This window comes from Pseudomonas sp. AK-TSAG1-1, assembly GCF_056821665.1.
On sequence record NZ_CM165965.1, the window covers coordinates 1,818,272 to 1,841,667 of the forward strand.

Here is a 23,396-nt window from a genome sequence, read left to right on the forward strand (position 1 = left end):
ATGACGTCCGCACTGTTTATTCCCGAGCTCGGCCATCTGGCGATGATTCTGGCGCTGTGTTTTGCGCTGGTGCAGGCCGTGGTGCCGCTGCTCGGTGCCTGGCGCGGCGACCGTTTGTGGATGGGCCTGGCTCAGCCGGCGGCATGGGGCCAGTTCGCGTTCCTGCTGTTTGCCTTCGGTTGCCTGACCTACGCGTTCATGACCGACGACTTTTCGGTCGGCTACGTGGCGATGAACTCCAACAGCGCACTGCCGTGGTACTACAAGTTCAGCGCCGTGTGGGGCGCACACGAAGGCTCGCTGCTGCTGTGGGCGCTGATCCTTGGTGGCTGGACTTTTGCCGTATCGGTGTTCTCCCGCCAGTTGCCGCAAGTCATGCTCGCCCGCGTGCTGGCAGTGATGGGCATGATCAGCACCGGTTTCCTGTTGTTCCTGATCCTCACCTCCAACCCGTTCTCGCGGATTCTGCCGCAGATTCCGGCGGATGGTCGTGACCTCAACCCGTTGCTGCAAGACATCGGCCTGATCGTGCATCCGCCGATGCTGTACATGGGGTATGTCGGCTTCTCCGTGGCGTTCGCGTTCGCCATCGCGGCATTGCTCGGTGGTCGTCTCGACGCCGCATGGGCACGCTGGTCGCGGCCATGGACGATTGTGGCCTGGGCCTTTCTCGGCATCGGCATCACCCTCGGTTCGTGGTGGGCTTACTACGAACTCGGCTGGGGCGGCTGGTGGTTCTGGGACCCGGTGGAAAACGCCTCGTTCATGCCATGGCTGGTCGGCACGGCGCTGATCCACTCGCTGGCGGTCACGGAAAAACGTGGCGTGTTCAAGAGCTGGACGGTGTTGCTGGCGATTGCCGCGTTCTCCCTCAGTCTGCTCGGGACGTTCCTCGTGCGTTCCGGTGTGCTGACGTCGGTGCACGCGTTTGCTTCAGATCCTGAGCGCGGCGTGTTCATCCTGATCTTCCTGTTGTTTGTGGTCGGTGGTTCGCTAACGCTGTTCGCCTTGCGCGCCCCGGTGGTCAAGAGCCAGGTCGGCTTCAACCTGTGGTCGCGGGAAACCCTGCTGCTGGGCAACAACCTGGTGCTGGTGGTCGCAGCCTCGATGATCCTGCTCGGTACTCTGTACCCGCTGATTCTCGATGCGTTGAGCGGCGCCAAGCTGTCGGTTGGCCCGCCGTACTTCAATGCGTTGTTCATCCCGCTGATGGCATTGCTGATGGTGGTGATGGCGGTCGGTGTGATCGTGCGCTGGAAAGACACCCCGGTGAAATGGCTGGTGAACATGCTGACCCCGGTGTTGCTGGGTAGCGTCGCCTTGGCCGTGGTGGCCGGTGTCGCCTACGGCGATTTCAACTGGGCGGTGATCGCCACCTTCCTGCTCGCCGCGTGGGTACTGCTGGCCGGTGTGCGCGACATCGTCGACAAGACCCGCCACAAAGGTCTGATCAAGGGCCTGCCAACGCTGACCCGCAGCTACTGGGGCATGCAGATCGCGCACCTGGGCATCGCCGTGTGCGCCCTCGGTGTGGTGCTGTCGAGCCAGAACAGTGCCGAGCGCGACCTGCGCCTGGCGCCGGGCGAGTCGATGGACCTGGCCGGTTATCACTTCATCTTTGAAGGCGCCAAGCACTTCGAGGGGCCGAACTTCACCTCCGACAAGGGCACCATCCGGGTGATCCGCGACGGCAAGGAAGTCAGCGTGCTGCATCCGGAAAAACGCCTGTACACCGTGCAGAGCTCGATGATGACCGAGGCCGGGATCGACGCCGGCTTCACCCGCGACCTCTATGTCGCTCTGGGCGAGCCGTTGGAAAACGGCGCCTGGGCGGTGCGGGTTCACGTCAAACCGTTCGTGCGCTGGATCTGGTTCGGTGGCTTGCTCACCGGTCTGGGCGGGTTGCTGGCGGCGCTGGATCGGCGTTATCGCGTCAAGGTCAATGCCCGGGTGCGTGAAGCCCTTGGCCTGCAAGGAGCCGCTGCATGAGACGTTGGTTGATGCTGGTGCCACTGGCGATTTTCCTGCTGGTGGCGGTATTTCTTTATCGCGGTCTGTACCTCGATCCGGCGGAACTGCCGTCGGCGATGATCAACAAGCCGTTCCCGGAGTTCAGCCTGCCGAACGTGCAGGGCGACAAGACCCTGACCAAGGCGGACATTCTCGGCAAGCCGGCGCTGGTCAACGTCTGGGGCACCTGGTGCATTTCCTGCCGGGTCGAGCACCCGGTGCTGAACAAACTCGCCGAGCGCGGCGTGGTGATCTACGGTATCAACTACAAGGACACCAACACCGATGCCTTTAAGTGGCTGGCCGAGTTCCACAACCCGTATGTGCTGGACATCCGTGACGACGAAGGCTCGCTGGGCCTGAACCTCGGCGTGTACGGTGCGCCGGAAACCTTCTTCATCGACGCCAAGGGCATCATTCGCGACAAGTACGTGGGTGTGATCGACGAGCAGGTCTGGCGCGAGAAGCTCGCGGCCAAGTATCAGGCGCTGGTCGATGAGGCCAAGCCATGAAGCGTTTTCTCGCCGCCGTGGTATTGGGCTTGAGTCTGGTCGGCGTGGCGCATGCCGCGATCGACACCTATGAGTTCGCCAAAGAAGGTGATCGCGAGCGTTTCCGCGAGTTGACCAAGGAACTGCGCTGCCCCAAGTGCCAGAACCAGGACATCGCCGACTCCAACGCACCGATTGCCGCCGACCTGCGCAAAGAGATTTTCCGCATGCTCGGCGAGGGCAAGGACAATCAGCAGATCATCGACTTCATGGTCGACCGCTACGGTGATTTCGTCCGCTACAAACCGGCACTCAACGCCAAGACCGCACTGCTGTGGTTCGGCCCGGCCGGGTTGTTGCTGGGTGGTCTGGTGGTGATCGTGGTGATCGTTCGCCGTCGTCGCGGCCAGCGCGCCGAGACCCCGCAATCGCTGTCCATCGAAGAACGTCAGCGCCTCGACCAACTGTTGGATAAAAACCAAGAATGATTGATTTCTGGCTTGCCGCAGGGCTGTTGCTTCTGGTCGCCCTGAGTTTTCTGCTGATCCCGGTTTTGCGTGGCCGTCGCGCCCAGCGTGAAGAGGATCGTACTGCCCTGAACGTTGCGTTGTATCAGGAACGCGTGGCCGAGTTGCAATCGCAGCAGGCCGAAGGCGTACTCGATGCCGCGCAAATGGACAGTGGCCGCGCGGAAGCGGCGCGTGAACTGCTCGCGGACACCGAAGGCGTTACCGCGCCGCGCGTCTCGAAGCTGGGCAAACCGTTGCCGCTGCTGGCAGCGGTGCTGGTGCCGGTGTTGGGCCTGGGGCTGTATCTGCATTTCGGCGCGGCCGACAAGGTCGAACTGACCCGCGAATTCGCCCAGGCGCCGCAATCGATGGAGGAGATGACCCAACGTCTGGAGCGCGCCGTTGCTGCGCAACCGGACTCGGCGGAAGGCCTGTACTTCCTTGGTCGCACCTACATGGCTCAGGATCGTCCGGCGGACGCAGCGAAGATGTTCGAACGCGCGGCCAACCTGGCGGGTCGGCAGCCGGAACTGCTCGGCCAGTGGGCGCAGGCGCAATACTTTGCCGATGGCAAGAAGTGGTCGGACAAGATCCAGGCCCTGACCGACGAAGCGCTGAAAGCCGATCCGAAAGAAGTCACCAGCCTCGGCCTGCTGGGCATCGCAGCGTTCGAGGGCGAGCGGTACCAGCAAGCCATCGATTACTGGAATCGCCTGCTGGCGCAATTGCCCGCTGACGACAACTCCCGCGCCGCGCTGCAAGGCGGGATCGAGCGCGCCACCGAGCGCCTGCAGGCCAGTGGCGGCAAGGTCGCCGAAGCGCCGGCCGCCAAGGTCGCTGCATTGCTCAGGGTCCACGTTGACCTGGCCAGTGAACTGCGCAGCAAGGTGAAACCGGATGACAGCGTGTTCATCTTCGCGCGCGCCACGTCCGGCCCACCGGCACCGCTGGCGGCCAAGCGCCTGACCGTGGCCGATCTGCCGGTGACCATCGAGCTGGGCGATGCCGACGCCATGATGCCGCAGTTGAAACTGTCGAACTTTCCTGAAGTCCAACTGGTTGCGCGCATCTCCCGTGCCGGTCAGCCGACCGCCGGGGAATGGGTAGGGCGCAGCGGCCCACTGGCCAGCAGCACCACCGCGCCACAAAAACTGATCATCGACAGCCCGGACAAATAGCCGCCGGAATCCACAGGAAAGCACCGCCATGCACAGCCTCGCCCGCATCACAGTCATCACACTGGCCCTGGGCATGAGCGCATGTGCGGTGCACCGACCGGAGCCGACCACCAGTCTGCCACCGATCCCGCCGTCACAACCGAGCCCGACCCCGTCGACCTCGCCGACCCCGGGCAAAAGCATTCCGGCCAAACCGTCCAAGCCTGTCCCGCGTACCTCAGCCAGCTTCGCCCCGCCACCCGGCGGCAACAGCCACTGGGACCAGAAGCTCGGCGTCTACGTCCTCGACGACCAGCCCAACACCTTCTATCGCCAGCGCACCTACTTCCGCTGGAACAACGGCTGGAGCCGCTCGATCGGCCCCAACGGCCCGTGGGAAGACACCGACATTCACGGCGTGCCCCCGGGTTTGGGCAAGCAGTTCGGGCAGTAATGAAAACGGCGATTTTCGGATCGCCGTTTTGTTTTGAAGCGTTGCAATCGCCACCCTGCAGGCGCTGGCGAAGCCTGTGATTTTTTGATCTGGCTGTTCAGCTGGCCAACAACCCCTGCACATACTCGACAAACGCCCGCGCCTTGGCGCTGGCCATTCTCCCCGTCGCAAATACCGCCCATAAATCCAGATCAGGCAGTGTCCAGTCAGGCATGACGGTTTTCACCGCGCCGCTGGCCAGTTCCGGGGCGAACATCCATTCGGAGGCGAGCGTCAGGCCCTGATCGGCCAGAACCGCTTCGCGCACGCCCTCGGCCGCGCTGACGCGCAAACGTCCGCTGAGGATCACCGATTGTTGTTTCGCGCCTTTGGTGAATTGCCAGGCGGTGCCGCCGCCGAGGTTGTAGACGACGGCCTGGTGTTTGCTCAGGTCGGCGGGGCAGCTCGGTTCGCCGTGCTTGGCAAAGTAGGCCGGGGTGCCGAGCACCACGCGGCGGCAATCGGCGATCTTGCGTGCGGTCAGGCCCGAATCGGTCAGGGCGCCCATGCGCAGGGCGACATCGATGCCTTCTTCGACGAGGTTGATGTTGCGGTCGTCGAGCAGCAAGTCGATGTTCAGTTGTGGATGCTGATCGAGAAACGCCCCCAGGTGCGGTACGACGTGCAGACGGCCGAAGGTCACCGCAGCGCTGATGCGCAAGTTGCCGCTCAACCCGCCGGCGCTGCCTCGGGCGGCGTTGTCGGCCTCGTTGGCTTCATCGATGGCGCGTTTGGCGCGTTCGAAATAGGCCAGCCCGGCCTCGGTCGGGGTCAGGCCCCGGGTCGAGCGCAGCAACAGGCTGACCGCCAAGTGCTTTTCCAGCTGCGCGATAGTCTTCGACACGGCGGGCTGGCCGATATTCAGCCGTCGGGCGGCGGCGGAAAACGAGCCGGTTTCGACGACGCAGACGAAGGTTTCCATGGCAGCGAGGCGGTCCATCTCATGTCCTTGCACAATCTTGAGGCTGTGGAATAACCCCTGTAGGAGTGAGCCTGCTCGCGATAGCGGTGTGCCGTCTATTCAATGTTGGCTGGACGGACGCTATCGCGAGCAGGCTCACTCCCACAGGGGAATGGGGTGTTGGTCAGAATGCGGCTTTGCCGACTGAGGCGCCGCCATCGACAAACAACGTCTGCCCGGTGATAAACCCGCTCTGCTCGGATAACAGAAACGCAATCGCCGAGGCAATCTCCTCCGGCTGCCCCAGACGTCCCATCGGCACTGCGGCCAGATAGCGCGCTTCACCCTCGCTGCCCGGCGGATTGTTGGCGCGAAACAATTCCGTCTCGGTCGGTCCTGGCGCCACCGCATTCACGGTGATCCCGGTCTGCGCCAGCTCCAGCGCCCACGAACGGGTGAAGCTGACCAGCGCCGCTTTCGCCGCCGCATAGGCTGTACGTTGGGTGATGCCCAGTACCGTCAGGCTGGAGATGTTCACCACCCGACCCCAACCCCGCGTGCGCATCCCCGGCAGCAATGCCTGGGTGGCCTGCAACGCTGAATGCAGATTCAGACGCATCACGTCGTCGAACGCGTCCAGATCGATATCCCCCAGCGCCTGCGGGCGGACCAGCCCGACGTTGTTTACCAGCCCATCGAACTCATATGTGCGCGCCAGTTCGGCCAGCACCTGACGGGTCAGCTCGCGATCACTCAGGTCCAACGGAAACAGGATGCCCGGAAAGCTCAGGTCGGGCTGGCGGGCAATCCCCACCACCCGGTGCCCGGCACGGTCCAGATGCTCGGCCAGCGCCCGGCCGATGCCCTTGCTGGCGCCAGTGATGAGGAAAGTACGTCGGGTCATGGCAACTCCTGGGCACATGGGATCGGATCAGCCGCGCAATGCATCCAGCATCGCTTCAGGCTCGGGACGCTGAGTGTAATCCGGGTTGACCTCGGCGTAACGAATCACGCCATTCTGACCAATCACATAACGCGCCGGCATTGGCAATGTCCACGATGGATCATCGTTGAAGGTCGGCAGGTCGTTACGCAGGTTCTTGTACAGCTCGATCAGGTAATCCGGTAATTCGAAGCGCAGGCCGAACGCCGCCGCCACGTCATTGCGCGGGTCGCTGAGGATCGGAAACTGCAGTTCGTTGATGCGTTGCGACTTGCGGCTGTTGGCGGCGATCTGTGGCGAAATTGCCAGCAGACTGGCCCCGGCGTGCTGAATCGAAGGGAGAAAGGCCTGCAACGCCTGCAGTTCCATGTTGCAGTACGGGCACCAGACACCGCGATAGAAGGACAGCACCAACGGCCCTTGCGCCAACAGATCAACCGACGATACGGGATGGCCTTCGGGGTCTTTCAGGGTGAACAGAGGCGCCATGTCGCCGACTTTCAAGGCACGGCTGGCCGCGCCGCCGGCGATCAGTTCGGCAGTGGCGCGCTCCATCACCGGGTGAATGTCGGCGGGGGCGTTGTAAGGGGGTTTGCCGGCCTTGAAGTCGGCTTTGAAGGCATCGAGTCTTGCTTGCAGGGTCATGGTCGAAATTCCTTGGGGAGAGCCGTGAGTGGCTCGATTCAAGGATGACCGTCAGGCGAGGGCAGCGGAACGCAGGTGCCGGGCATAGCATTCATGCTTCACCGGAATGGCTGGGTTGATCACACCCTGTAAAACAACCGAACGTCGTTCTATCGATTTCTGTGCTTGAGTAAAGATAACTCTAGAGTTATTTTTATTCGGCCGGAGCAAGGAGGCGGTAGGTGCAAAGCAGGCTATTGATCAAGGAACTGGAGGAGGCAGGCTGGGCGCTGGATCGAGTCACCGGCAGTCATCACATCTTCATTCACCGCTACAACCCGTACACGATTCCCGTTCCCCACCCGAAAAAGGATTTGCCGCCGGGGACGGTCAAAAGCATCAGGAGGCGTGCCGGGTTGTACCACCCGCCAGCCAGCTGCAAGGGAGATCCATAATGCAATATCCGATCTGCATCGAATGGGGTGACGACAACACCGCCATCGGGATTCAGATACCCGACATTCCCGGCGCCGTCACGGCTGGGGATACCTTCGAGGACGCCTACAACGCAGCCGTTGAAATCGCCCACATTCTGCTGCAGGAGAGAGCGGCAGACGGCGAGTCGGTTCCGATGCCGACGTCGGCAGCGGCCCATCGCAATAATCCGGAGTTTGCCGACATGGGCTGGGGCATGCTTGAGCTGGATATCTCGCCCTACATGGGTAAAACCGAAAAGGTCAACGTGACGTTGCCGGGCTACGTCATCCAGCGTATCGATCGATATGTGCGTGAGCACAATGTCAAAAGCCGCTCCTCCTTTCTGGCGGATGCGGCGATGGAGAAACTGGTTCGGTATTGAATAGCAGCGCTCCCACAGGTTCAGTGGAGGACCTGTGGGAGCGAGCCTGCTCGCGAAGCTTTTGACGCCTTACGCCGTTGCCAAGGAACCACGCTGCGAAGCACTCAGAAACCGCAACAGCGCCAGTAACGGGAATGCGCTGCCGACAATCACGATCCACAACCAGCCGCCATGCTCATACACGGCACTGGCGACCGACGAGCCGAAGGCGCCGCCGATGAAGATGCTGGTCATGTACAGCGCATTCAGGCGACCGCGGCTTTTGGCGTCCAGCGAATAGACGGCGCGCTGGCCGAGGACCATGTTCATCTGTACGCAGAAGTCGAGCACGACGCCGGTCACGGCCAGGCCGATCACGCTGTAGGCCGGGTGGATGAAGGCCGGCAGGAAGCTCAGGCTGGCGAACAGCATGGCCAGCAGCGAAGCAATGCGGGTGTAGCCGGCGTCGGCCAGGCGTCCGCTGATGGGGGCGGCGATGGCACCGATGGCGCCGACTAGGGCGAATATCGCGATCTCGCTCTGCGACAGCCCATGGTTGCGCGCCAGTTCCAGCGGCACGGCGGTCCAGAACAGGCTGAACGTGGCAAACATGCAGCCCTGGTAAAACGCCCGCTGACGCAGTACCGGTTGCTGGCGCAGCAGTGTCCACAACGAGCCGATCAGTTGGCCATACGTGGCGCTGTGATCCGGTTGGCGCTTGGGCACGGTCAACGCCAGCACCACACTGATCGCGGCCATCAACGCTGCGGCAATCATGAACATCGCGCGCCAGCCGAAGTGGTCGGCGACGACGCTCGACACCGGCCGCGCCAGCAGAATGCCCAGCAGCAGGCCACCCATGATCCCGCCGACCACCCGGCCACGGGATTCTTCCGGCGCCAGATGCGCGGCGAGCGGAATCAGGATCTGCACTGACACCGAACTGAACCCCACCAGCAGCGAAATCAGCAGGAACACGTTCGGCTGATTGGTGAACGCCGCGCCGAGCAGGCTGGCAATCGCCACCACGGTGGTAATGATCATCAACCGACGATTTTCCAGCAGGTCGCCCAGCGGCACCAGGAAGAACAGGCCCAACGCGTAACCGATCTGCGTCAGCGAGACGATGAAGCTGGCCATGGTGTCGGAGAGACCAATGTCCGGGGCGATCAGGCCGATGATCGGCTGCGCGTAGTAGATGTTGGCGACGATGGCGCCGCAGCAGAAGGCGAACAGCAGCACCATGCCTCGGGTCATTGCGTGAGTTGTGGCGTTCATAAGGTTTCTCGATCCAGCGAAAGGGAATGCGGTGAGGCTAAGGGACGCACCGGGGCGGCGGTAGAAGCCTTGTATCGATAGCAGTTATTCCGTTGCGGAATGATTGGCTTCAAGCGTGGTGGCGTTCATCGGCGAACCTTGCGTCCGGCCGGGGTGGGGTGATGATACATTCACTTACATCTTCTTCGATAGCGTGCTTATGTTTACTGCAGCGCTTTAACTGTTCATCACCGGAGGATCGCCATGTTTCGTCAGTTGCTGCGTCACACCACCACGATTGCCCTGATCGGCCTGCTCGCCGCCAGCGCGGTGCAGGCGGCTGATGCCCCCGGTACGCGGCTCGGCGTACGCGGCGAGATCACCGGGGTCAGCACCGATTCGTTGAAGGTACACGTCAACAGCGGCGAGAACGTGGTGATCCAGTTGACCGCGGACACCAAGGTTCGCGCCGTCACGCTGGCGAATATCGAAGACATCAAACCCGGCAGCTACATCGGCTCGGCCGCCATGCCTCAGGAGGATGGCACGCTCAAGGCAATGGAAGTGCACGTATTCCCGCCGGAACTGGCCGGCAGTGGCGATGGCCATCGGCCGTTCGATCTGGCCAAGGGCAGCAGCATGACCAATGGCAGCGTCGGCGATCTGGTGGTCAGCAACGGCCGGGTGCTGACGGTGAACTACAAGGGCGGGCAGCAGAAGATCCTGGTGCCGGAGGATGTGCCGATCGTCAACCTGACGCCGGGAGATCGCAGCTTGCTCAAGGTCGGGGTGAAGATCGTGACGTTCGTCACCCAGAGTGCGGACGGCACGCTAACCGCCCAATCGATCTCCGCCGGCAAGGATGGCGTCACCCCACCCATGTAGTGGGTCACACACAAATCCCCTGTGGGAGCGGGCTTGCTCGCGAATACGGTCTGACATTCAGCAGATGTGCTGACTGATCCGACGCCTTCACGAGCAAGCCCGCTCCCACGGGGGGAAGTGTGGTGATTTCAAACTCCATGAAAAAGGCGACCACTGAGGGTCGCCTTTTTCGTGACTGCCTAAGCCTTACTGGCCGGTATAAATCTGATCAAAGATCCCGCCATCATTGAAGTGGGTCTTCTGCACCGAGCGCCAGTCACCGAAGGTCTTCTCGACCGACAGGAAATCGACTTTCGGGAAGCGGTCGGTGTATTTCGCCAGCACCGCCGGGTCCCGTGGGCGCAGGTAGTTGGCGGCGGCAATTTCCTGGCCTTCCGGCGACCACAGGTACTTCAGGTATTCATCGGCGGCAGCGCGGGTGCCTTTCTTGTCGACCACTTTGTCGACCACCGACACCGGTGGCTCGGCTTCGGCGGAGACGCTTGGGTAGATCACTTCGAACTGGTCGCGGCCAAACTCGCGAGCGATCATTTCGGCTTCGTTCTCGAAGGTGACCAGCACGTCTCCGATCTGGTTGGTCATGAACGTGGTGGTCGCGGCGCGGCCGCCGGTATCGAGCACTGGCGCCTGTTTGAACAGTTTGCCGACAAAGTCCTTGGCCTTGTTTTCGTCACCGCCGTTCTTCAGCACGTAGCCCCAGGCCGACAGGTAGGTATAGCGGCCGTTACCCGAGGTTTTCGGGTTCGGCACGATCACCTGCACACCGTCCTTGAGCAGGTCCGGCCAGTCTTTCAGGGCTTTAGGGTTGCCCTTGCGGACGATGAACACCGTGGCCGAGGTGAACGGCGCGCTGTTGTTCGGCAAACGGGTGACCCAGTTCTCCGGGACCAGTTTGCCGTTATCGGCGAGGGCGTTGATGTCGGTTGCCATGTTCATGGTGATGACGTCAGCCGGCAGGCCGTCGATCACCGAGCGCGCCTGCTTGCTCGAACCTCCGAAGGACATCTGCACCGTGATGTTTTCGTTGTGCTCGGCTTGCCAGTGCTTCTGGAACGCAGTGTTGTAGTCCTTGTAGAAATCGCGCATCACGTCGTAGGAGACGTTGAGCAGGGTCGGTGCGGCTTGAGCCACGCTGCCAAAGGCAAGACCGGCGGCGAGAAGTGAGGCGCCAAAGAGTTTTTTCACTGCGCATTCCTTGTTGTGTCGGTGATAGCGGTAGGGGGTGATACCGTTTTGCCAGCGACTATAGCCGGGCGCACATAGTCGCTTAAAGATTAAAAAGCTCTGTACTTATTCCATTTTCTTGAACAGGGCGTTGCCGCAACGGGAGCAGAACGCCGCGCCATGCTCATGGCTGTTTTTCCTGCACACCGGGCAGTCGTGCTGCAGTTGTTCGCCGCGCATGGCGTTGGCCAGTTCTGCGGTGAATATTCCGGTGGGCACGGCGATGATCGAATAACCGGTGATCATCACCAGCGACGAAATCACCTGACCCAGCGGGGTCTTCGGCACGATGTCGCCGAAACCGACGGTGGTCAGGGTCACGATAGCCCAATAGATGCCCTTGGGAATGCTGGTGAAGCCATGTTCCGGGCCTTCGATGACGTACATCAGGGTACCGAACACCGTCACCAGGGTGCAGACGCTGACCAGAAACACCACGATCTTCTGCTTGCTGCCACGCAGCGCCGACATCAGGTAGTTGGCTTGCTTGAGGTACGGACTGAGCTTGAGCACCCGGAAGATCCGCAGCATCCGAATGATCCGGATGATCAGCAGGTACTGCGCATCGCTGTAATACAGCGCGAGGATCCCGGGCACGATCGCCAGCAGGTCGACCAGCCCGTAGAAACTGAAGGCATAGCGCAACGGTTTGGGCGAGCAGTACAACCGCAGGATGTATTCACCGAGAAAGATCACGGTGAAGCCCCATTCGATGTACGCCAGCACATCGGCGTAGTTCTGATGAATGCTGTCGATGCTGTCGAGCATCACCACCACCAGGCTGGCGAGGATGATCAACAGCAAGGAGCCGTCGAAGCGCCGCCCGGCGAGGGTGTCACTCTGGAAAATCATGACGTAAAGCCGTTCACGCCAACTGTTGCTGCTGTCCATGGATAACGCCTGAATCGAAGATCAGCGCAGCCTAGGTTGATTCTCCCCATGAGCGCAAGGCGTGCCGTCGACGGTCGCTTTGCCGAGCATCTGAATACCGGCGCGGATCAGCCAGCAGGCCAGGATGAATGGCGCGGTCAGTGTCGCCAGACCGATGGCGGCGAACAGCGGCGTAACCAGCAGCGCGAGAACGATGCCCAGCAGCGGCAGCCACGGTTGCTGGCGTTGGGGGCTGAAGGCGAGGGCGGCGAGCACCGCGTTGTAGCTACCCAGGCCGAGCAGCGCCATGCTGGCTTCGTGGTGCAGCAGGCTGGAACCTAGGCCGATTGCGGACGCCAGCAGCGCCCAGCAAAAAGCCCGACGGTCAGCGATCAGCAAACCAATGGCGATCAGCGCGCCGGCCAGTGGATGCCCGAGAAACATCACCTGGCCCAAACCGCGCAGTTCGGCGGCAAACAGATTCAGCGTGTTCATCTCGATGTGCGCCATCGGCGCCGACGGTTCGGCGAACAGCAGCAGGATCCAGCTCATGGCCACAAAGGGTGAGGTGTAGGCCGGTATGGATCGGCTGCGGTACACATGTTTGAGCCATTGCTGAGTGACCATCGCGCTCAAGCCACCAGCGGCGAGAATCAGTGGCGGCAGCATCGGCGACCAAGGGAAATACAGACTCAACAGCAGGCCGAGCAATACGCCGTTGTAGCTGAACAGACCGGCCTGGCGATCAGCCTTGGCGTAGTTGCGCCGTTGCGCGGTGAGCAAACCGGCGACAGCACCGAGCAGCGCCCCGGCAAACAGCACCGGCGCAGTGAACAGGATCGCCAACAGGCACAGCAGGCCGCACAGCGGGTGGCGCTGAAGGAATATTTGACTGAAACCGTTGAGCAAAGCCTCGGCCCAGTCGGGGCAGTGGGTGTTGAAAGAGTTGGCAGGCATGGCAGTTCTAAAAAGTCAGTGAAACCGAATCGCCTGCTTCGCCAGCAGGCTGGCTCCCACACTGAATCTTTGTTCAGTCATTGAGTTTGTGGTGCACACAAGTCAACTGTGGGAGCGAGCCTGCTCGCGAAGAGGCCAGTAAAAACAATGAATCTCTTTGTTATGTGAATCCCCTCGCCACGGGTTTTGTATCTATCTTTAAATCAATGTTTCGATCCGCAGCGAGTTAGTCGACCCCGGCTGCCCGAACGGCACACCGGCGGTGATCAGCAGCGTGTCGCCACGCTCGGCCATGCCTTGGGCCTGGGCGATTTCCAGCGCGGTCGAGCAGACTTCGTCGACCTGACGCAGGCGATCGTTGACCACCGAGTGAATGCCCCACGCCACGCTCAAACGGCGCGCGGTCTGCAGGTTCGGCGTCAGGTTGAGGATCGGCGCTTTCGGCCGCTCCCGCGCCGCACGCAGACTCGATGCACCGGACTCGCTGTAGTTGACCAGCACCGCCACCGGCAGCACGTTGCTGATACGCCGGATCGCGCAGCTGATCGCGTCGGACACGGTCGCTTCGGCTTTCGGCCGGCTGACGTCGAGCTGGGTCTGGTAATCCGGGCCGTTTTCCACCTGGCGGATGATCTTGCTCATCATCTGCACCGCTTCGAGCGGGTATTCACCGGACGCGGTTTCGGCCGAGAGCATCACCGCATCGGCGCCTTCGGCCACGGCGTTGGCCACGTCGGTGACTTCAGCGCGGGTTGGGGCCGGGGAGAAGCGCATCGACTCAAGCATCTGCGTCGCCACCACCACCGGTTTGCCGAGTTCGCGGCAGGTGGTAATGATGTTCTTCTGGATCTGCGGCACGCTTTCGGCGGGCACTTCCACGCCGAGATCGCCGCGAGCCACCATGATCGCGTCGCTCAGTTCGGCGATTTCGCGCAGTTGTTCAACCGCCGACGGCTTCTCGATTTTCGCCATCAGGAAGGCTTTGTCGCCGATCAGTTCGCGGGCTTCGAGGATGTCCTGCGGGCGTTGCACGAACGACAGCGCCACCCAGTCCACCCCCAGCTCCAGGCCGAAGCTCAGGTCGCGGCGATCCTTGGCCGTCAGCGGGCTGAGGTCGAGCACGGCTTGCGGCACGTTCACGCCTTTGCGGTCCGACAATTCGCCGCCGGCGAGTACGGTGGTGTCGATGGCATCGTTGTATTTGGTCACGACGCGCAGACGCAGTTTGCCGTCATCGAGCAGCAGATCCATGCCCGCCTCCAGCGCAGCAATGATCTCCGGATGCGGCAGATTCACTCGGCGCTCATCGCCCGGTGTCGCGTCCAGATCAAGGCGAAACGCCTGGCCGCGATGCAACTGAACCTTGCCGTCGGCGAACTTGCCGACGCGCAGTTTCGGCCCCTGCAAGTCCATCAGAATGCCCAGCGGATAGTTGAGCTGGCGCTCGACTTCGCGGATCCACTGATAGCGCTTGGCGTGGTCGGCATGATCGCCGTGGCTGAAGTTCAGGCGGAAGATATTGACCCCGGCCTCGACCAGTTCACGGATGTCCTCGATGCCATCGACAGCAGGCCCGAGGGTGGCGAGGATTTTGACCTTTTTATCAGGCGTCATGATTTAGAACTCTCGAGAATCAGAATGGCGCGGAAGTCGTTGACGTTGGTGCGGGTCGGCTCGGTGACGATCAGCGCATCGAGCGCCTCGAAGTAGCCGTAACCGTTGTTGTTATCCAGCTCGTCGCTGGCGCTCAAACCGAGGGCGGCGGCGCGGGCGTAGCTGTCCGGAGTCATGATCGCGCCGGCGTTGTCTTCCGAGCCGTCGATGCCGTCGGTATCACCGGCCAGCGCGTAGACGCCGGGCTGGCCCTTGAGGCTGTCGGTCAGGCTCAAGAGGAATTCGGCATTGCGTCCGCCCCGGCCATTGCCGCGCACGGTCACGGTGGTTTCGCCGCCGGAGAGAATCACGCACGGGGCTGCCAGTGGCTGCCCGTGATGGATGATCTGGCGGGCGATGCCGGCGTGGACTTTTGCCACTTCGCGCGATTCACCTTCGAGGTCGCCGAGGATCAGCGTGCTGAAGCCGGCCTGACGGCATTTCACTGCAGCGGCATCGAGCGATTGCTGAGGGCGGGCGATCAACTGGAAGTGGCTGCGCGCCAGGGACGGATCACCGGGTTTGACGGTTTCCGACTCCGGGCTTTGCAGCCAGTTGCGCACCGACGCCGGGATCTCGATGCCATAGCGCTTGATGATCGCCAGGGCTTCGGCGGAAGTGCTCGGGTCGGCCACGGTCGGGCCGGACGCGATGACCGTGGCGAGGTCGCCTGGCACATCGGAAATGGCGTAGGTATAAACAGTTGCAGGCCAGCAGGCCTTGCCGAGGCGGCCACCTTTGATCGCCGAGAGGTGCTTGCGCACGCAGTTCATCTCGCCGATGGTCGCGCCGGATTTGAGCAGGGCTTTGTTGATCGACTGCTTGTCGGCGAGGGTGATGCCTTCGGCCGGCAACGCCAGCAGGGCAGAGCCGCCACCGGACAACAGGAAGATCACGCGGTCGTCTTCGGTCAGGTTGCTGACCAGCTCCAGTACGCGTTTGGCCACGGCCAGGCCGGCAGCGTCCGGTACCGGGTGCGCGGCTTCGACCACTTCGATTTTTTCGCACGGGGCGCCGTGACCGTAGCGGGTCACCACCAGGCCAGACACTTCACCTTGCCAGTTGCGCTCGACCACTTGCGCCATGGCTGCGGCGGCTTTGCCGGCGCCGATGACGATGACGCGACCGCTGCGATCGGCAGGCAGACAGGCTTCGAGGACTTGGTTCGGATGGGCCGCGTCGATGGCTGTGGCAAACAGCTCGCGCAGCAGTTGTTGCGGATCGACCGACATGGCGGGCTCCCGGAATTCTTGTTATTGGAAGGGCAACTCAGATCCATTGTGGGAGCGGGCTTGCTCGCGAATGCGGTGGGTCAGTCAATCTCCATGTCGACTGACACGCCCTCTTCGCGAGCAAGCCCGCTCCCAAATGGAAAGCGGGGCAGGGCTTACTTCTTGTCGCGAATCGAGAAGTTGGCCATGTGTTCCAGGCCCTTGATCAGCGCCGAGTGGTCCCAGTTGCTGCCACCGATGGCCGCGCAGGTGCTGAACACTTGCTGGGCGTTGGCGGTGTTCGGCAGGTTGATGTTCAGCTCCTTGGCGCCTTGCAGGGCCAGGTTCAGGTCCTTCTGGTGCAGGCTGATGCGGAAGCCTGGGTCGAAAGTGCCCTTGATCATGCGCTCGCCGTGCACTTCGAGGATCTTCGAAGAGGCGAAACCACCCATCAGTGCTTCACGCACCTTGGCTGGATCGGCACCGTTTTTCGAGGCAAACAGCAGGGCTTCAGCGACGGCCTGAATGTTCAGGGCGACGATGATCTGGTTCGCGACTTTGGCGGTTTGACCGTCGCCATTGCCACCGACCAGCGTGATGTTCTTGCCCATGGCCTGGAACAGCGGCAGAGCGCGCTCGAAGGCATCGGCGTCGCCACCGATCATGATGCTCAGGGTCGCGGCCTTGGCACCGACTTCACCACCGGACACTGGCGCGTCGAGGTACTGCGCGCCTTTCTCGTTGATCTTCTTGGCGAAAGCCTTGGTGGCGGTCGGCGAGATCGAACTCATGTCGATGACAATTTTGCCTTTGCTCAGGCCCGCTGCAACGCCGTCGGCGCGGAACAGCACGTCGTCGACCTGCGGGGTATCCGGGACCATGACGATGATGAATTCAGCTTCCTGCGCCACTTCGCGCGGGTTGGCGAGAGCGACGGCGCCAGCGGCGATCAGGTCGGCCGGAGCGGCGTCGTGGTGTGCCGACAGGAACAGGCTGTGACCGGCTTTCTGCAGGTTCGAAGCCATTGGGTGGCCCATGATGCCGGTGCCGATAAATCCGATTTTAGCCATGAGAAAATCCTCTTGTTTTTGTCTTGCTCAAGCGAAATAGGGGTGTTGCTCTGTGTAGGAGTGAGCCTGCTCGCGATAGCGGTGTGCCAGACAACATTGATGTTGAATGTGCTGGCCTCATCGCGAGCAGGCTCACTCCTACAGGGGATCTGCGTCAGATTGCGTTGTGGGTCTTCAGCCAGCCGAGGCCCGCTTCAGTGGTGGTCAGCGGCTTGTATTCACAGCCAACCCAACCCTGATAACCGATGCGATCCAGGTGTTCGAACAGGAAGCGGTAGTTGATTTCACCGGTGCCGGGTTCGTTGCGCCCCGGGTTGTCCGCGAGCTGCACGTGGTTGATCTCGCCCAGGTGCGATTGCAGGGTGCGGGCCAGATCGCCTTCCATGATTTGCATGTGATAAATGTCGTATTGCAGGAACAGATTGGCGCTGCCGACCTGCTCGCGAATCGACAGGGCTTGCGCCGTGTTGTTCAGGTAGAAGCCCGGAATGTCGCGGGTGTTGATCGCTTCCATCACCAGTTTGATGCCCGCTGCCTGCAGCTTGTCGGCGGCGTACTTGAGGTTGGCGACGAAGGTCTTTTCCACGGTGGCATCGTCCACGCCTTGCGGACGGATACCGGCCAGGCAGTTGACCTGGGTATTGCCCAGCACTTGCGCGTAGGCAATCGCCAGATCGACACCGGCGCGGAACTCTTCGACCCGGTCCGGCAGGCACGCGATACCGCGCTCGCCCTTGGCCCAGTCACCGGCCGGCAGGTTGAACAGCACTTGAGTCAGACCGTTTGCATCAAGCTTGGCCTTGATTTCGGCGGAGCTGAAGTCGTACGGGAACAGGTATTCCACACCACTGAAACCGGCTTTGGCGGCGGCGTCGAAACGGGCAAGGAAATCCTGTTCGGTGAATAGCATGGACAGGTTGGCTGCGAAACGCGGCATGGTGGTCTCCCGTATATCTTGTGAGGTTCCCCTTGTGGGAGCGGGCTTGCTCGCGATAGCGGTGTATCAGCCAACATCCGTGTTGGATATGAAACAGTCATCGCGAGCAGGCTCACTCCTACAGAGGGAGCGGTCAGCAGTTAGTCGAGCAGCGAAATCGCCGTTGGCGCGTCGTTGCCGACCAGCGCCAGGTCTTCGAATTCGTTGACGGCGTTGATCTCGGTCCCCATGGAGATGTTGGTCACACGCTCCAGGATGATTTCGACGATTACCGGCACCTTGAACTCTTCGATCATTTGTTCGGCCTTGCGCAGGGCAGGGGCGATTTCCGATGGTTCGAACACACGCAGCGCCTTACAGCCCAGGCCTTCGGCCACTGCGACGTGGTCAACACCGTAACCGTTGAGTTCCGGCGCGTTCAGGTTATCGAAGGACAGCTGCACGCAGTAGTCCATTTCGAACCCGCGCTGGGCCTGACGGATCAGTCCCAGGTACGAGTTGTTCACCACGACGTGGATGTAAGGCAGTTTGAACTGAGCGCCGACCGCCAGCTCTTCGATCATGAACTGGAAGTCATAGTCCCCCGACAGGGCCACGACTTTACGGTTCGGATCGGCCTTGACCACGCCCAGCGCTGCCGGAATGGTCCAGCCCAACGGGCCGGCCTGACCGCAGTTGATCCAGTGACGCGGCTTGTAGACGTGCAGGAACTGCGCGCCGGCAATCTGCGACAGACCAATGGTGCTGACGTAGCAGGTGTCCTTGCCGAACACCTGGTTCATTTCTTCGTAAACGCGCTGCGGCTTGACCGGCACGTTGTCGAAGTGAGTCTTGCGCTGCAGGCTGGCCTTGCGCTGCTGGCAATCTTGCAGCCAGGCGCTACGGTTTTTCAGCTTGCCGGCGGCTTGCCATTCGCGGGCCACTTCGATGAACACGGTCAGCGCGGCAGCGGCATCGGAAACGATGCCCAGGTCCGGGGTGAACACGCGGCCGATTTGCGTGCCTTCGATGTCGACATGAATGAACTTGCGGCCTTCGGTGTAGACATCCACCGAACCGGTGTGACGGTTGGCCCAACGGTTACCGATCCCCAACACCACGTCGGATTTCAGCATCGTGGCGTTGCCGTAACGGTGCGAAGTCTGCAGACCGACCATGCCCACCATCAGCGGGTGATCGTCAGGAATGGTGCCCCAGCCCATCAGGGTAGGAATGACCGGAATACCGGTCAGCTCGGCGAACTCCACCAGCAGATCGCTGGCATCGGCGTTGATGATGCCACCACCGGCCACCAGCAATGGACGCTCAGCCTGATCGAGCAGCGCCAGAGCCTTCTCGACCTGAACGCGGGTCGCGGTCGGCTTGGCCAATGGCAGCGGTTGATAAGCGTCGATGTCGAATTCGATTTCCGCCATTTGCACGTCGAACGGCAGGTCGATCAGCACTGGGCCTGGACGCCCGGAGCGCATTTCATAGAAAGCTTTCTGGAACGCGTAAGGCACCTGGCCCGGCTCCAGAACAGTGGTCGCCCACTTGGTGACTGGCTTGACGATGCTGGTGATGTCGACCGCCTGGAAATCTTCCTTGTGCATACGGGCGCGGGGTGCCTGGCCGGTGATGCAGAGGATGGGGATCGAGTCGGCCGAGGCACTGTAGAGCCCGGTGACCATGTCGGTACCGGCAGGGCCGGACGTACCGATGCACACGCCGATGTTGCCGGCCTTGGTACGGGTGTAACCCTCGGCCATGTGCGAGGCGCCTTCAACGTGGCGAGCGAGGACGTGATCGATGCCACCGACTTTTTTCAGTGCGGAGTACAGCGGGTTGATCGCAGCGCCCGGAATGCCAAAAGCGGTATCAACCCCTTCACGGCGCATCACCAGAACGGCGGCTTCGATTGCTCTCATTTTGCTCATGGTTTTGTGCCTCTTTACGTTTTGTAATTGTATACAAGTGGCTTTGCGCAGAGTGTATTCACGGCGGACGGCGCAGGTCAATCCATTTTCTCAAGCGCCTGTTTCATTCGTCGGAAGCCAGATTCTGCTGTGGCTTTTCGTCGCATGCGGCGCTTTTCGAGAATTATTGTATACAAAAAAATAATTCATTGTGTTCTATTTGTGGCATCGGACTGCGGCACAAACGCGCAGCTCCACGACTTTCCCAATAAAAAAATGAGGACGGCACCATGAGCGCTTTAACCTTGAAAGTCGCAGTCAACCTGGTCAACGAAGCCATCAGCACCGGGCGAAGCATCAACGCCGCGCCGCTGACCATCGCGGTACTCGATACCGGCGGCCACCTGATCGCCCTGCAACGCGAAGACGGCGCGAGCCTGCTGCGACCCAACATCGCCATCGGCAAAGCCTGGGGCGCCATCGCCTTGGGCAAAGGGTCACGTCTGCTGGCGCTGGACGCCCAACAACGCCCGGCCTTCATCGCCGCACTCAACAGCATGGGGCAGGGCAGCGTCGTCCCGGCGCCGGGCGGGGTGTTGATCCGCGATCAGGCGGGCAACGTGCTGGGTGCGATCGGTATCAGCGGCGATCTGTCGGATATTGATGAGCAGGTGGCGATCAAGGCGGTGGAGGCGCTGGCGTTGCGCGCGGATGCGGGGGTGGCAGCCTGACAGGAAACAGGCCAGTACGACTGATGGCTTGATGATGACGAAGAGAGGCGGGGTCTATAGACTGCCGCCCCTCTCGTTTATGTATCAAGGAAGATCTGCGTGAAGACGCTATTGGCCATCACCCTGGCTTCGGCCATGACCCTCTGCACCCCCCTTCTGTATGCGACGGAAACACCCGACGCCGAAGAAATCGCATTCCAGGCCCTGAGTCCGGTGGTCTCTGCATTGATCAACGCGGACGATGTACAGGAACTGATGGATCGCGGCGAGAAGCTCGAATCGAGCGATACGTTGCAGGCCATTGCGGTGTATCTGGCCGCCACTCGAGAAGACCCCAAGTAATTGCAGGCGCCTTATCAGGTGGCGGCGCTGTTCGCTCGCCGTGGCGATGACAAGCTGGCCGAGCGCTTTTTGCGCGAGGCCGATGATCGCGGCTTGTGGTTCGGCCCAATGCTGGCCAGTGACGAAGATTTCGCCGATCTGCACGAGTCCGACATTTACAAAACCGTGTTGGCCAATGCTCAGGAGCGCTACAAGAAGATTGCCCCGGGCAAGGTCGGCGCGATTTCGGTGCTCAACCCGTCGGCGAACATTCCGGCACCCAAAGCCTGTCGTCCGGTGGTGGTCTGGCTGCACGGTTATGGCATCAACGGCGAGCTGGATGAGAGCTATCAGCCGCTGGCCGATACCGGGGCAATCATCCTGGGCATCAACGGCACAGAAATGATCAACTCAGTCCACAGCTTTCGCTGGATCGGCCCAGGCTTTGAAGGCACACATCAGACGGTGCAGAAGGGCCTCAAAGCCCTGGAAGCCCGACAATGCATCGACCGAAAGCGCGTTTTTCTGATGGGCTTCTCCCAGGGTTCGCAGCATGCCGGCGCCTTGTTGGCGCAGCACCCGGACGATTACGCCGGCGCGCTGTTGCTGTCACCCGGCGGCATGCAACCGACGCCAACCGAAAGCAAGGCGCGCGGCAAGCGGGTGTTTGTCATCAATGGCGAGAAGGAAGGGCCGCGTAATCAGCAGATGAGCGCCGATTTCCGCAAGTTGTTCAGCGACGGCAACGAGGTCAAATCGCGTACTCACGAGGGCGGGCACTTTTTCCCTGACGACTGGCAGACTTCGTTCCCGCAGGCATTGCGCTGGTTGATGGGGGATGGGGTTTGAATACGACTATGCCTGTGTCCCTTCAGCGCATGGGATGTGGAGGGGCGGTTTGACCGTGGTGTCTGAGTCGCATCTTTCGCGAGCAGGCTCGCTCCCACAGGTTTGGCAGGCAGACACAAAATGTCTGCATGAATCAGACCCTTGTGGGAGCGAGCCTGCTCGCGAATACGGTCTTGAATACACATTTGGCTAAAAGCTTGCCACACCTCATGCCATTCGCATGACTAGCCTTTCCATGAACTGAACATGAGAAAGGCAAAGGAATGCCGTATTTATCAGCTTCACATCGCCTGCGTATCGGTCGCAACTCCGAACCAGACTGCATCTATCTGCTGACCACCAATACTGTGCGGAGGGAGCCGGTGTTCAGCGACTTCATCCTTGGTCGGTTGGTCGTCAGCCAATTTCGAGCTGCTGAAGAAGAGGGGTTTGCCAATTCACTGGCGTGGGTTGTCATGCCTGATCATTTTCACTGGTTGGTCGAGCTCAAAAGGGGATCGCTGGGTGAACTGATGCACCGAACCAAATCACTCAGCACCAAGGCTGTGAGCCGTGTCACCGGCCGTAAGACATTGCTCTGGCAGCAAGGCTTTCATGACCGGGCACTTCGCAAGGAAGAGGATCTGGTGAAATTGGCGAGGTATGTTGTGGCCAACCCGTTGCGGGCTGGTCTTGTTGAAAAACTGGGCGATTATCCGCTGTGGGATGCGATTTGGGTTTGAGCTGAAACCGTGTCGCCTCGATCGCGAGCAGGCTCACTCCTACAGGGGAATGCATTCCAGATGTAGAGTAAGCCTGCTCGTGATCGCCGCGCCGCGGTCTTACTGATCCGGCTCACAGCCTTTGAGCACCAGCCGAATAATCGTCTGCGCCGCCGCCTCGTAATCCGCTTCGTCCAGCTTGTCCTTGCCGGTCACCGCAGAAATCTGCCAGTCGAAGTCGGCGTAGGTCTGGGTCGCGGCCCAGATGCTGAACATCAGGTGGTTGGGGTCGATCGGGGCGATCTGGCCGCGGTCGATCCAGCTCTGGATGCAGTCGATGTTGTGTTTGGCCTGGCTGTTGAGCTGCTCCACCAGGTCGGCACTCAGGTGCGGGGCACCGTGCATGATTTCGCTGGCGAACACCTTGGAAGCGAAGGGCAGGTCGCGGGAAATGCGGATCTTCGAGCGGATATAGCCGCTGAGCACTTCGCTCGGCACGCCGTCCGGGTTGAACGGGGTCGAGGCCTGCAGGATCGGCACGATGATGCTTTCCAGGACCTCGCGGTAGAGGTTTTCCTTGGATTTGAAGTAGTAGTAGACGTTGGGCTTGGGCAATCCCGCCTTGGCGGCGATGTCGCTGGTTTTGGTCGCAGCGAAGCCCTTGTCGGCAAACTCCTCACTGGCGGCACGCAGGATCAGTTCTTTGTTGCGCTCGCGGATTGTGCTCATAAACCCGGTGGTTCCTTGCCTGTTCTGGCGGTTGCGCATGGTAGCACCGGCCTCACGCGTGGCTCAAGAATGCCCCGTTGCACCGCTCGGCGGCGCTGGCTGTCGCCGGGCTGAACGAAGCGCCAGATCTTGCGGGTGAA

At 61.3% G+C, this 23,396-nt stretch carries 25 protein-coding genes; 12 read left to right on the top strand and 13 right to left on the bottom strand.

What is annotated here, in order from left to right; all coding sequences use genetic code 11:
- The 5 genes from AC1UK9_RS08330 to AC1UK9_RS08350 are packed head-to-tail and all read left to right on the top strand — an operon-like array spanning position 1 to position 4,621.
- On the top strand, positions 1–1,989 hold the full coding sequence (locus AC1UK9_RS08330; RefSeq protein ID WP_025111911.1) for a heme lyase CcmF/NrfE family subunit: 1,989 nt from the start codon (positions 1–3) through the stop codon (positions 1,987–1,989).
- Entirely contained in the window at positions 1,986–2,522 is a 537-nt protein-coding gene (locus AC1UK9_RS08335) for a DsbE family thiol:disulfide interchange protein (protein ID WP_482579826.1), read from the top strand. The genes AC1UK9_RS08330 and AC1UK9_RS08335 overlap by 4 nt, the downstream gene beginning before the upstream one ends.
- Positions 2,519–2,989 carry a cytochrome c-type biogenesis protein gene (locus tag AC1UK9_RS08340; protein WP_025111909.1) on the top strand — a complete coding sequence of 157 codons (471 nt, stop codon included), beginning with the start codon at positions 2,519–2,521 and terminating at the stop codon, positions 2,987–2,989. Before AC1UK9_RS08335 ends, AC1UK9_RS08340 begins: the two co-directional genes overlap by 4 nt.
- Positions 2,986–4,188, top strand: a complete 1,203-nt coding sequence (ccmI, locus tag AC1UK9_RS08345; protein WP_473014863.1) for a c-type cytochrome biogenesis protein CcmI — start codon at positions 2,986–2,988, stop codon at positions 4,186–4,188. Before AC1UK9_RS08340 ends, ccmI begins: the two co-directional genes overlap by 4 nt.
- A 28-nt stretch (positions 4,189–4,216) precedes the next feature.
- Complete coding sequence (locus AC1UK9_RS08350) at positions 4,217–4,621, top strand: hypothetical protein (protein ID WP_025111907.1); 405 nt, start codon at positions 4,217–4,219, stop codon at positions 4,619–4,621.
- A gap of 97 nt (positions 4,622–4,718) precedes the next feature.
- Here the strand turns inward: AC1UK9_RS08350 and AC1UK9_RS08355 are convergent, their stop codons facing one another.
- The 3 genes from AC1UK9_RS08355 to AC1UK9_RS08365 form a co-directional block, all read right to left on the bottom strand.
- Positions 4,719–5,600, bottom strand: a complete 882-nt coding sequence (locus AC1UK9_RS08355; RefSeq protein ID WP_482579827.1) for a LysR family transcriptional regulator — start codon at positions 5,598–5,600, stop codon at positions 4,719–4,721.
- 145 nt (positions 5,601–5,745) lie between these two features.
- Positions 5,746–6,465 carry an SDR family oxidoreductase gene (locus tag AC1UK9_RS08360; RefSeq protein ID WP_025111905.1) on the bottom strand — a complete coding sequence of 240 codons (720 nt, stop codon included), beginning with the start codon at positions 6,463–6,465 and terminating at the stop codon, positions 5,746–5,748.
- A 27-nt stretch (positions 6,466–6,492) separates the two neighbouring features.
- A complete protein-coding gene (locus tag AC1UK9_RS08365) occupies positions 6,493–7,149 on the bottom strand; it encodes a peroxiredoxin-like family protein (RefSeq protein ID WP_025111904.1) in 657 nt (218 codons plus the stop codon).
- Between the two features lie 221 nt (positions 7,150–7,370).
- On the opposite strand from AC1UK9_RS08365, the gene AC1UK9_RS08370 reads away from it, so the two are divergent.
- Together AC1UK9_RS08370 and AC1UK9_RS08375 are read left to right on the top strand one after the other, a co-directional pair.
- A complete protein-coding gene (locus AC1UK9_RS08370; protein ID WP_025111903.1) occupies positions 7,371–7,583 on the top strand; it encodes a type II toxin-antitoxin system HicA family toxin in 213 nt (70 codons plus the stop codon).
- Positions 7,583–7,987, top strand: a complete 405-nt coding sequence (locus AC1UK9_RS08375) for a type II toxin-antitoxin system HicB family antitoxin (protein WP_482579828.1) — start codon at positions 7,583–7,585, stop codon at positions 7,985–7,987. The genes AC1UK9_RS08370 and AC1UK9_RS08375 overlap by 1 nt, the downstream gene beginning before the upstream one ends.
- 69 nt (positions 7,988–8,056) lie before the next feature.
- Here AC1UK9_RS08375 and AC1UK9_RS08380 read toward each other — a convergent pair whose 3' ends face one another.
- Positions 8,057–9,244 (bottom strand): MFS transporter, encoded by a 1,188-nt coding sequence (locus tag AC1UK9_RS08380; protein ID WP_482579829.1) that lies wholly within the window; start codon positions 9,242–9,244, stop codon positions 8,057–8,059.
- Between the two features lie 243 nt (positions 9,245–9,487).
- Between AC1UK9_RS08380 and AC1UK9_RS08385 the strand changes: the two genes are divergently transcribed.
- Complete coding sequence (locus AC1UK9_RS08385; protein WP_482579830.1) at positions 9,488–10,108, top strand: hypothetical protein; 621 nt, start codon at positions 9,488–9,490, stop codon at positions 10,106–10,108.
- A gap of 186 nt (positions 10,109–10,294) precedes the next feature.
- On the opposite strand, the gene AC1UK9_RS08390 is transcribed toward AC1UK9_RS08385, so the two are convergent.
- The 8 genes from AC1UK9_RS08390 to gcl form a co-directional block, all read right to left on the bottom strand.
- Entirely contained in the window at positions 10,295–11,293 is a 999-nt protein-coding gene (locus tag AC1UK9_RS08390; RefSeq protein ID WP_025111899.1) for a sulfate ABC transporter substrate-binding protein, read from the bottom strand.
- 105 nt (positions 11,294–11,398) lie between these two features.
- Positions 11,399–12,223 carry an ion transporter gene (locus tag AC1UK9_RS08395; RefSeq protein ID WP_482579831.1) on the bottom strand — a complete coding sequence of 275 codons (825 nt, stop codon included), beginning with the start codon at positions 12,221–12,223 and terminating at the stop codon, positions 11,399–11,401.
- Positions 12,224–12,244: 21 nt separating this feature from the next.
- Positions 12,245–13,159: an urea transporter gene (locus AC1UK9_RS08400; RefSeq protein WP_482579832.1), complete on the bottom strand. Its 915-nt coding sequence runs from the start codon at positions 13,157–13,159 to the stop codon at positions 12,245–12,247.
- Positions 13,160–13,357: 198 nt separating this feature from the next.
- Positions 13,358–14,773: a pyruvate kinase gene (gene pyk / locus AC1UK9_RS08405; protein ID WP_473014872.1), complete on the bottom strand. Its 1,416-nt coding sequence runs from the start codon at positions 14,771–14,773 to the stop codon at positions 13,358–13,360.
- Positions 14,770–16,044, bottom strand: a complete 1,275-nt coding sequence (locus AC1UK9_RS08410) for a glycerate kinase type-2 family protein (protein WP_482579833.1) — start codon at positions 16,042–16,044, stop codon at positions 14,770–14,772. Before AC1UK9_RS08410 ends, pyk begins: the two co-directional genes overlap by 4 nt.
- A gap of 155 nt (positions 16,045–16,199) precedes the next feature.
- Positions 16,200–17,093 carry a 2-hydroxy-3-oxopropionate reductase gene (locus tag AC1UK9_RS08415; RefSeq protein ID WP_482579834.1) on the bottom strand — a complete coding sequence of 298 codons (894 nt, stop codon included), beginning with the start codon at positions 17,091–17,093 and terminating at the stop codon, positions 16,200–16,202.
- Between the two features lie 154 nt (positions 17,094–17,247).
- Positions 17,248–18,030: a hydroxypyruvate isomerase gene (hyi, locus tag AC1UK9_RS08420; protein WP_025111893.1), complete on the bottom strand. Its 783-nt coding sequence runs from the start codon at positions 18,028–18,030 to the stop codon at positions 17,248–17,250.
- Between the two features lie 140 nt (positions 18,031–18,170).
- On the bottom strand, positions 18,171–19,946 hold the full coding sequence (gene gcl, locus AC1UK9_RS08425) for a glyoxylate carboligase (protein ID WP_025111892.1): 1,776 nt from the start codon (positions 19,944–19,946) through the stop codon (positions 18,171–18,173).
- Between the two features lie 269 nt (positions 19,947–20,215).
- Here gcl and AC1UK9_RS08430 point away from each other — a divergent pair, with 269 nt between their 5' ends.
- The 4 genes from AC1UK9_RS08430 (at position 20,216) to AC1UK9_RS08445 (ending at position 22,548) form a co-directional block, all read left to right on the top strand.
- Positions 20,216–20,656, top strand: a complete 441-nt coding sequence (locus AC1UK9_RS08430) for a GlcG/HbpS family heme-binding protein (RefSeq protein WP_025111891.1) — start codon at positions 20,216–20,218, stop codon at positions 20,654–20,656.
- Positions 20,657–20,755: 99 nt separating this feature from the next.
- Complete coding sequence (locus AC1UK9_RS08435) at positions 20,756–20,998, top strand: hypothetical protein (protein WP_482579835.1); 243 nt, start codon at positions 20,756–20,758, stop codon at positions 20,996–20,998.
- Positions 20,999–21,826, top strand: a complete 828-nt coding sequence (locus tag AC1UK9_RS08440) for an alpha/beta hydrolase (RefSeq protein ID WP_482579836.1) — start codon at positions 20,999–21,001, stop codon at positions 21,824–21,826. It begins immediately after the preceding gene.
- A gap of 263 nt (positions 21,827–22,089) precedes the next feature.
- On the top strand, positions 22,090–22,548 hold the full coding sequence (locus tag AC1UK9_RS08445) for an REP-associated tyrosine transposase (RefSeq protein ID WP_482579837.1): 459 nt from the start codon (positions 22,090–22,092) through the stop codon (positions 22,546–22,548).
- A gap of 99 nt (positions 22,549–22,647) precedes the next feature.
- Here AC1UK9_RS08445 and AC1UK9_RS08450 read toward each other — a convergent pair whose 3' ends face one another.
- Entirely contained in the window at positions 22,648–23,256 is a 609-nt protein-coding gene (locus AC1UK9_RS08450) for a TetR/AcrR family transcriptional regulator (RefSeq protein ID WP_034151540.1), read from the bottom strand.
- Positions 23,257–23,396 lie beyond the last annotated feature (140 nt).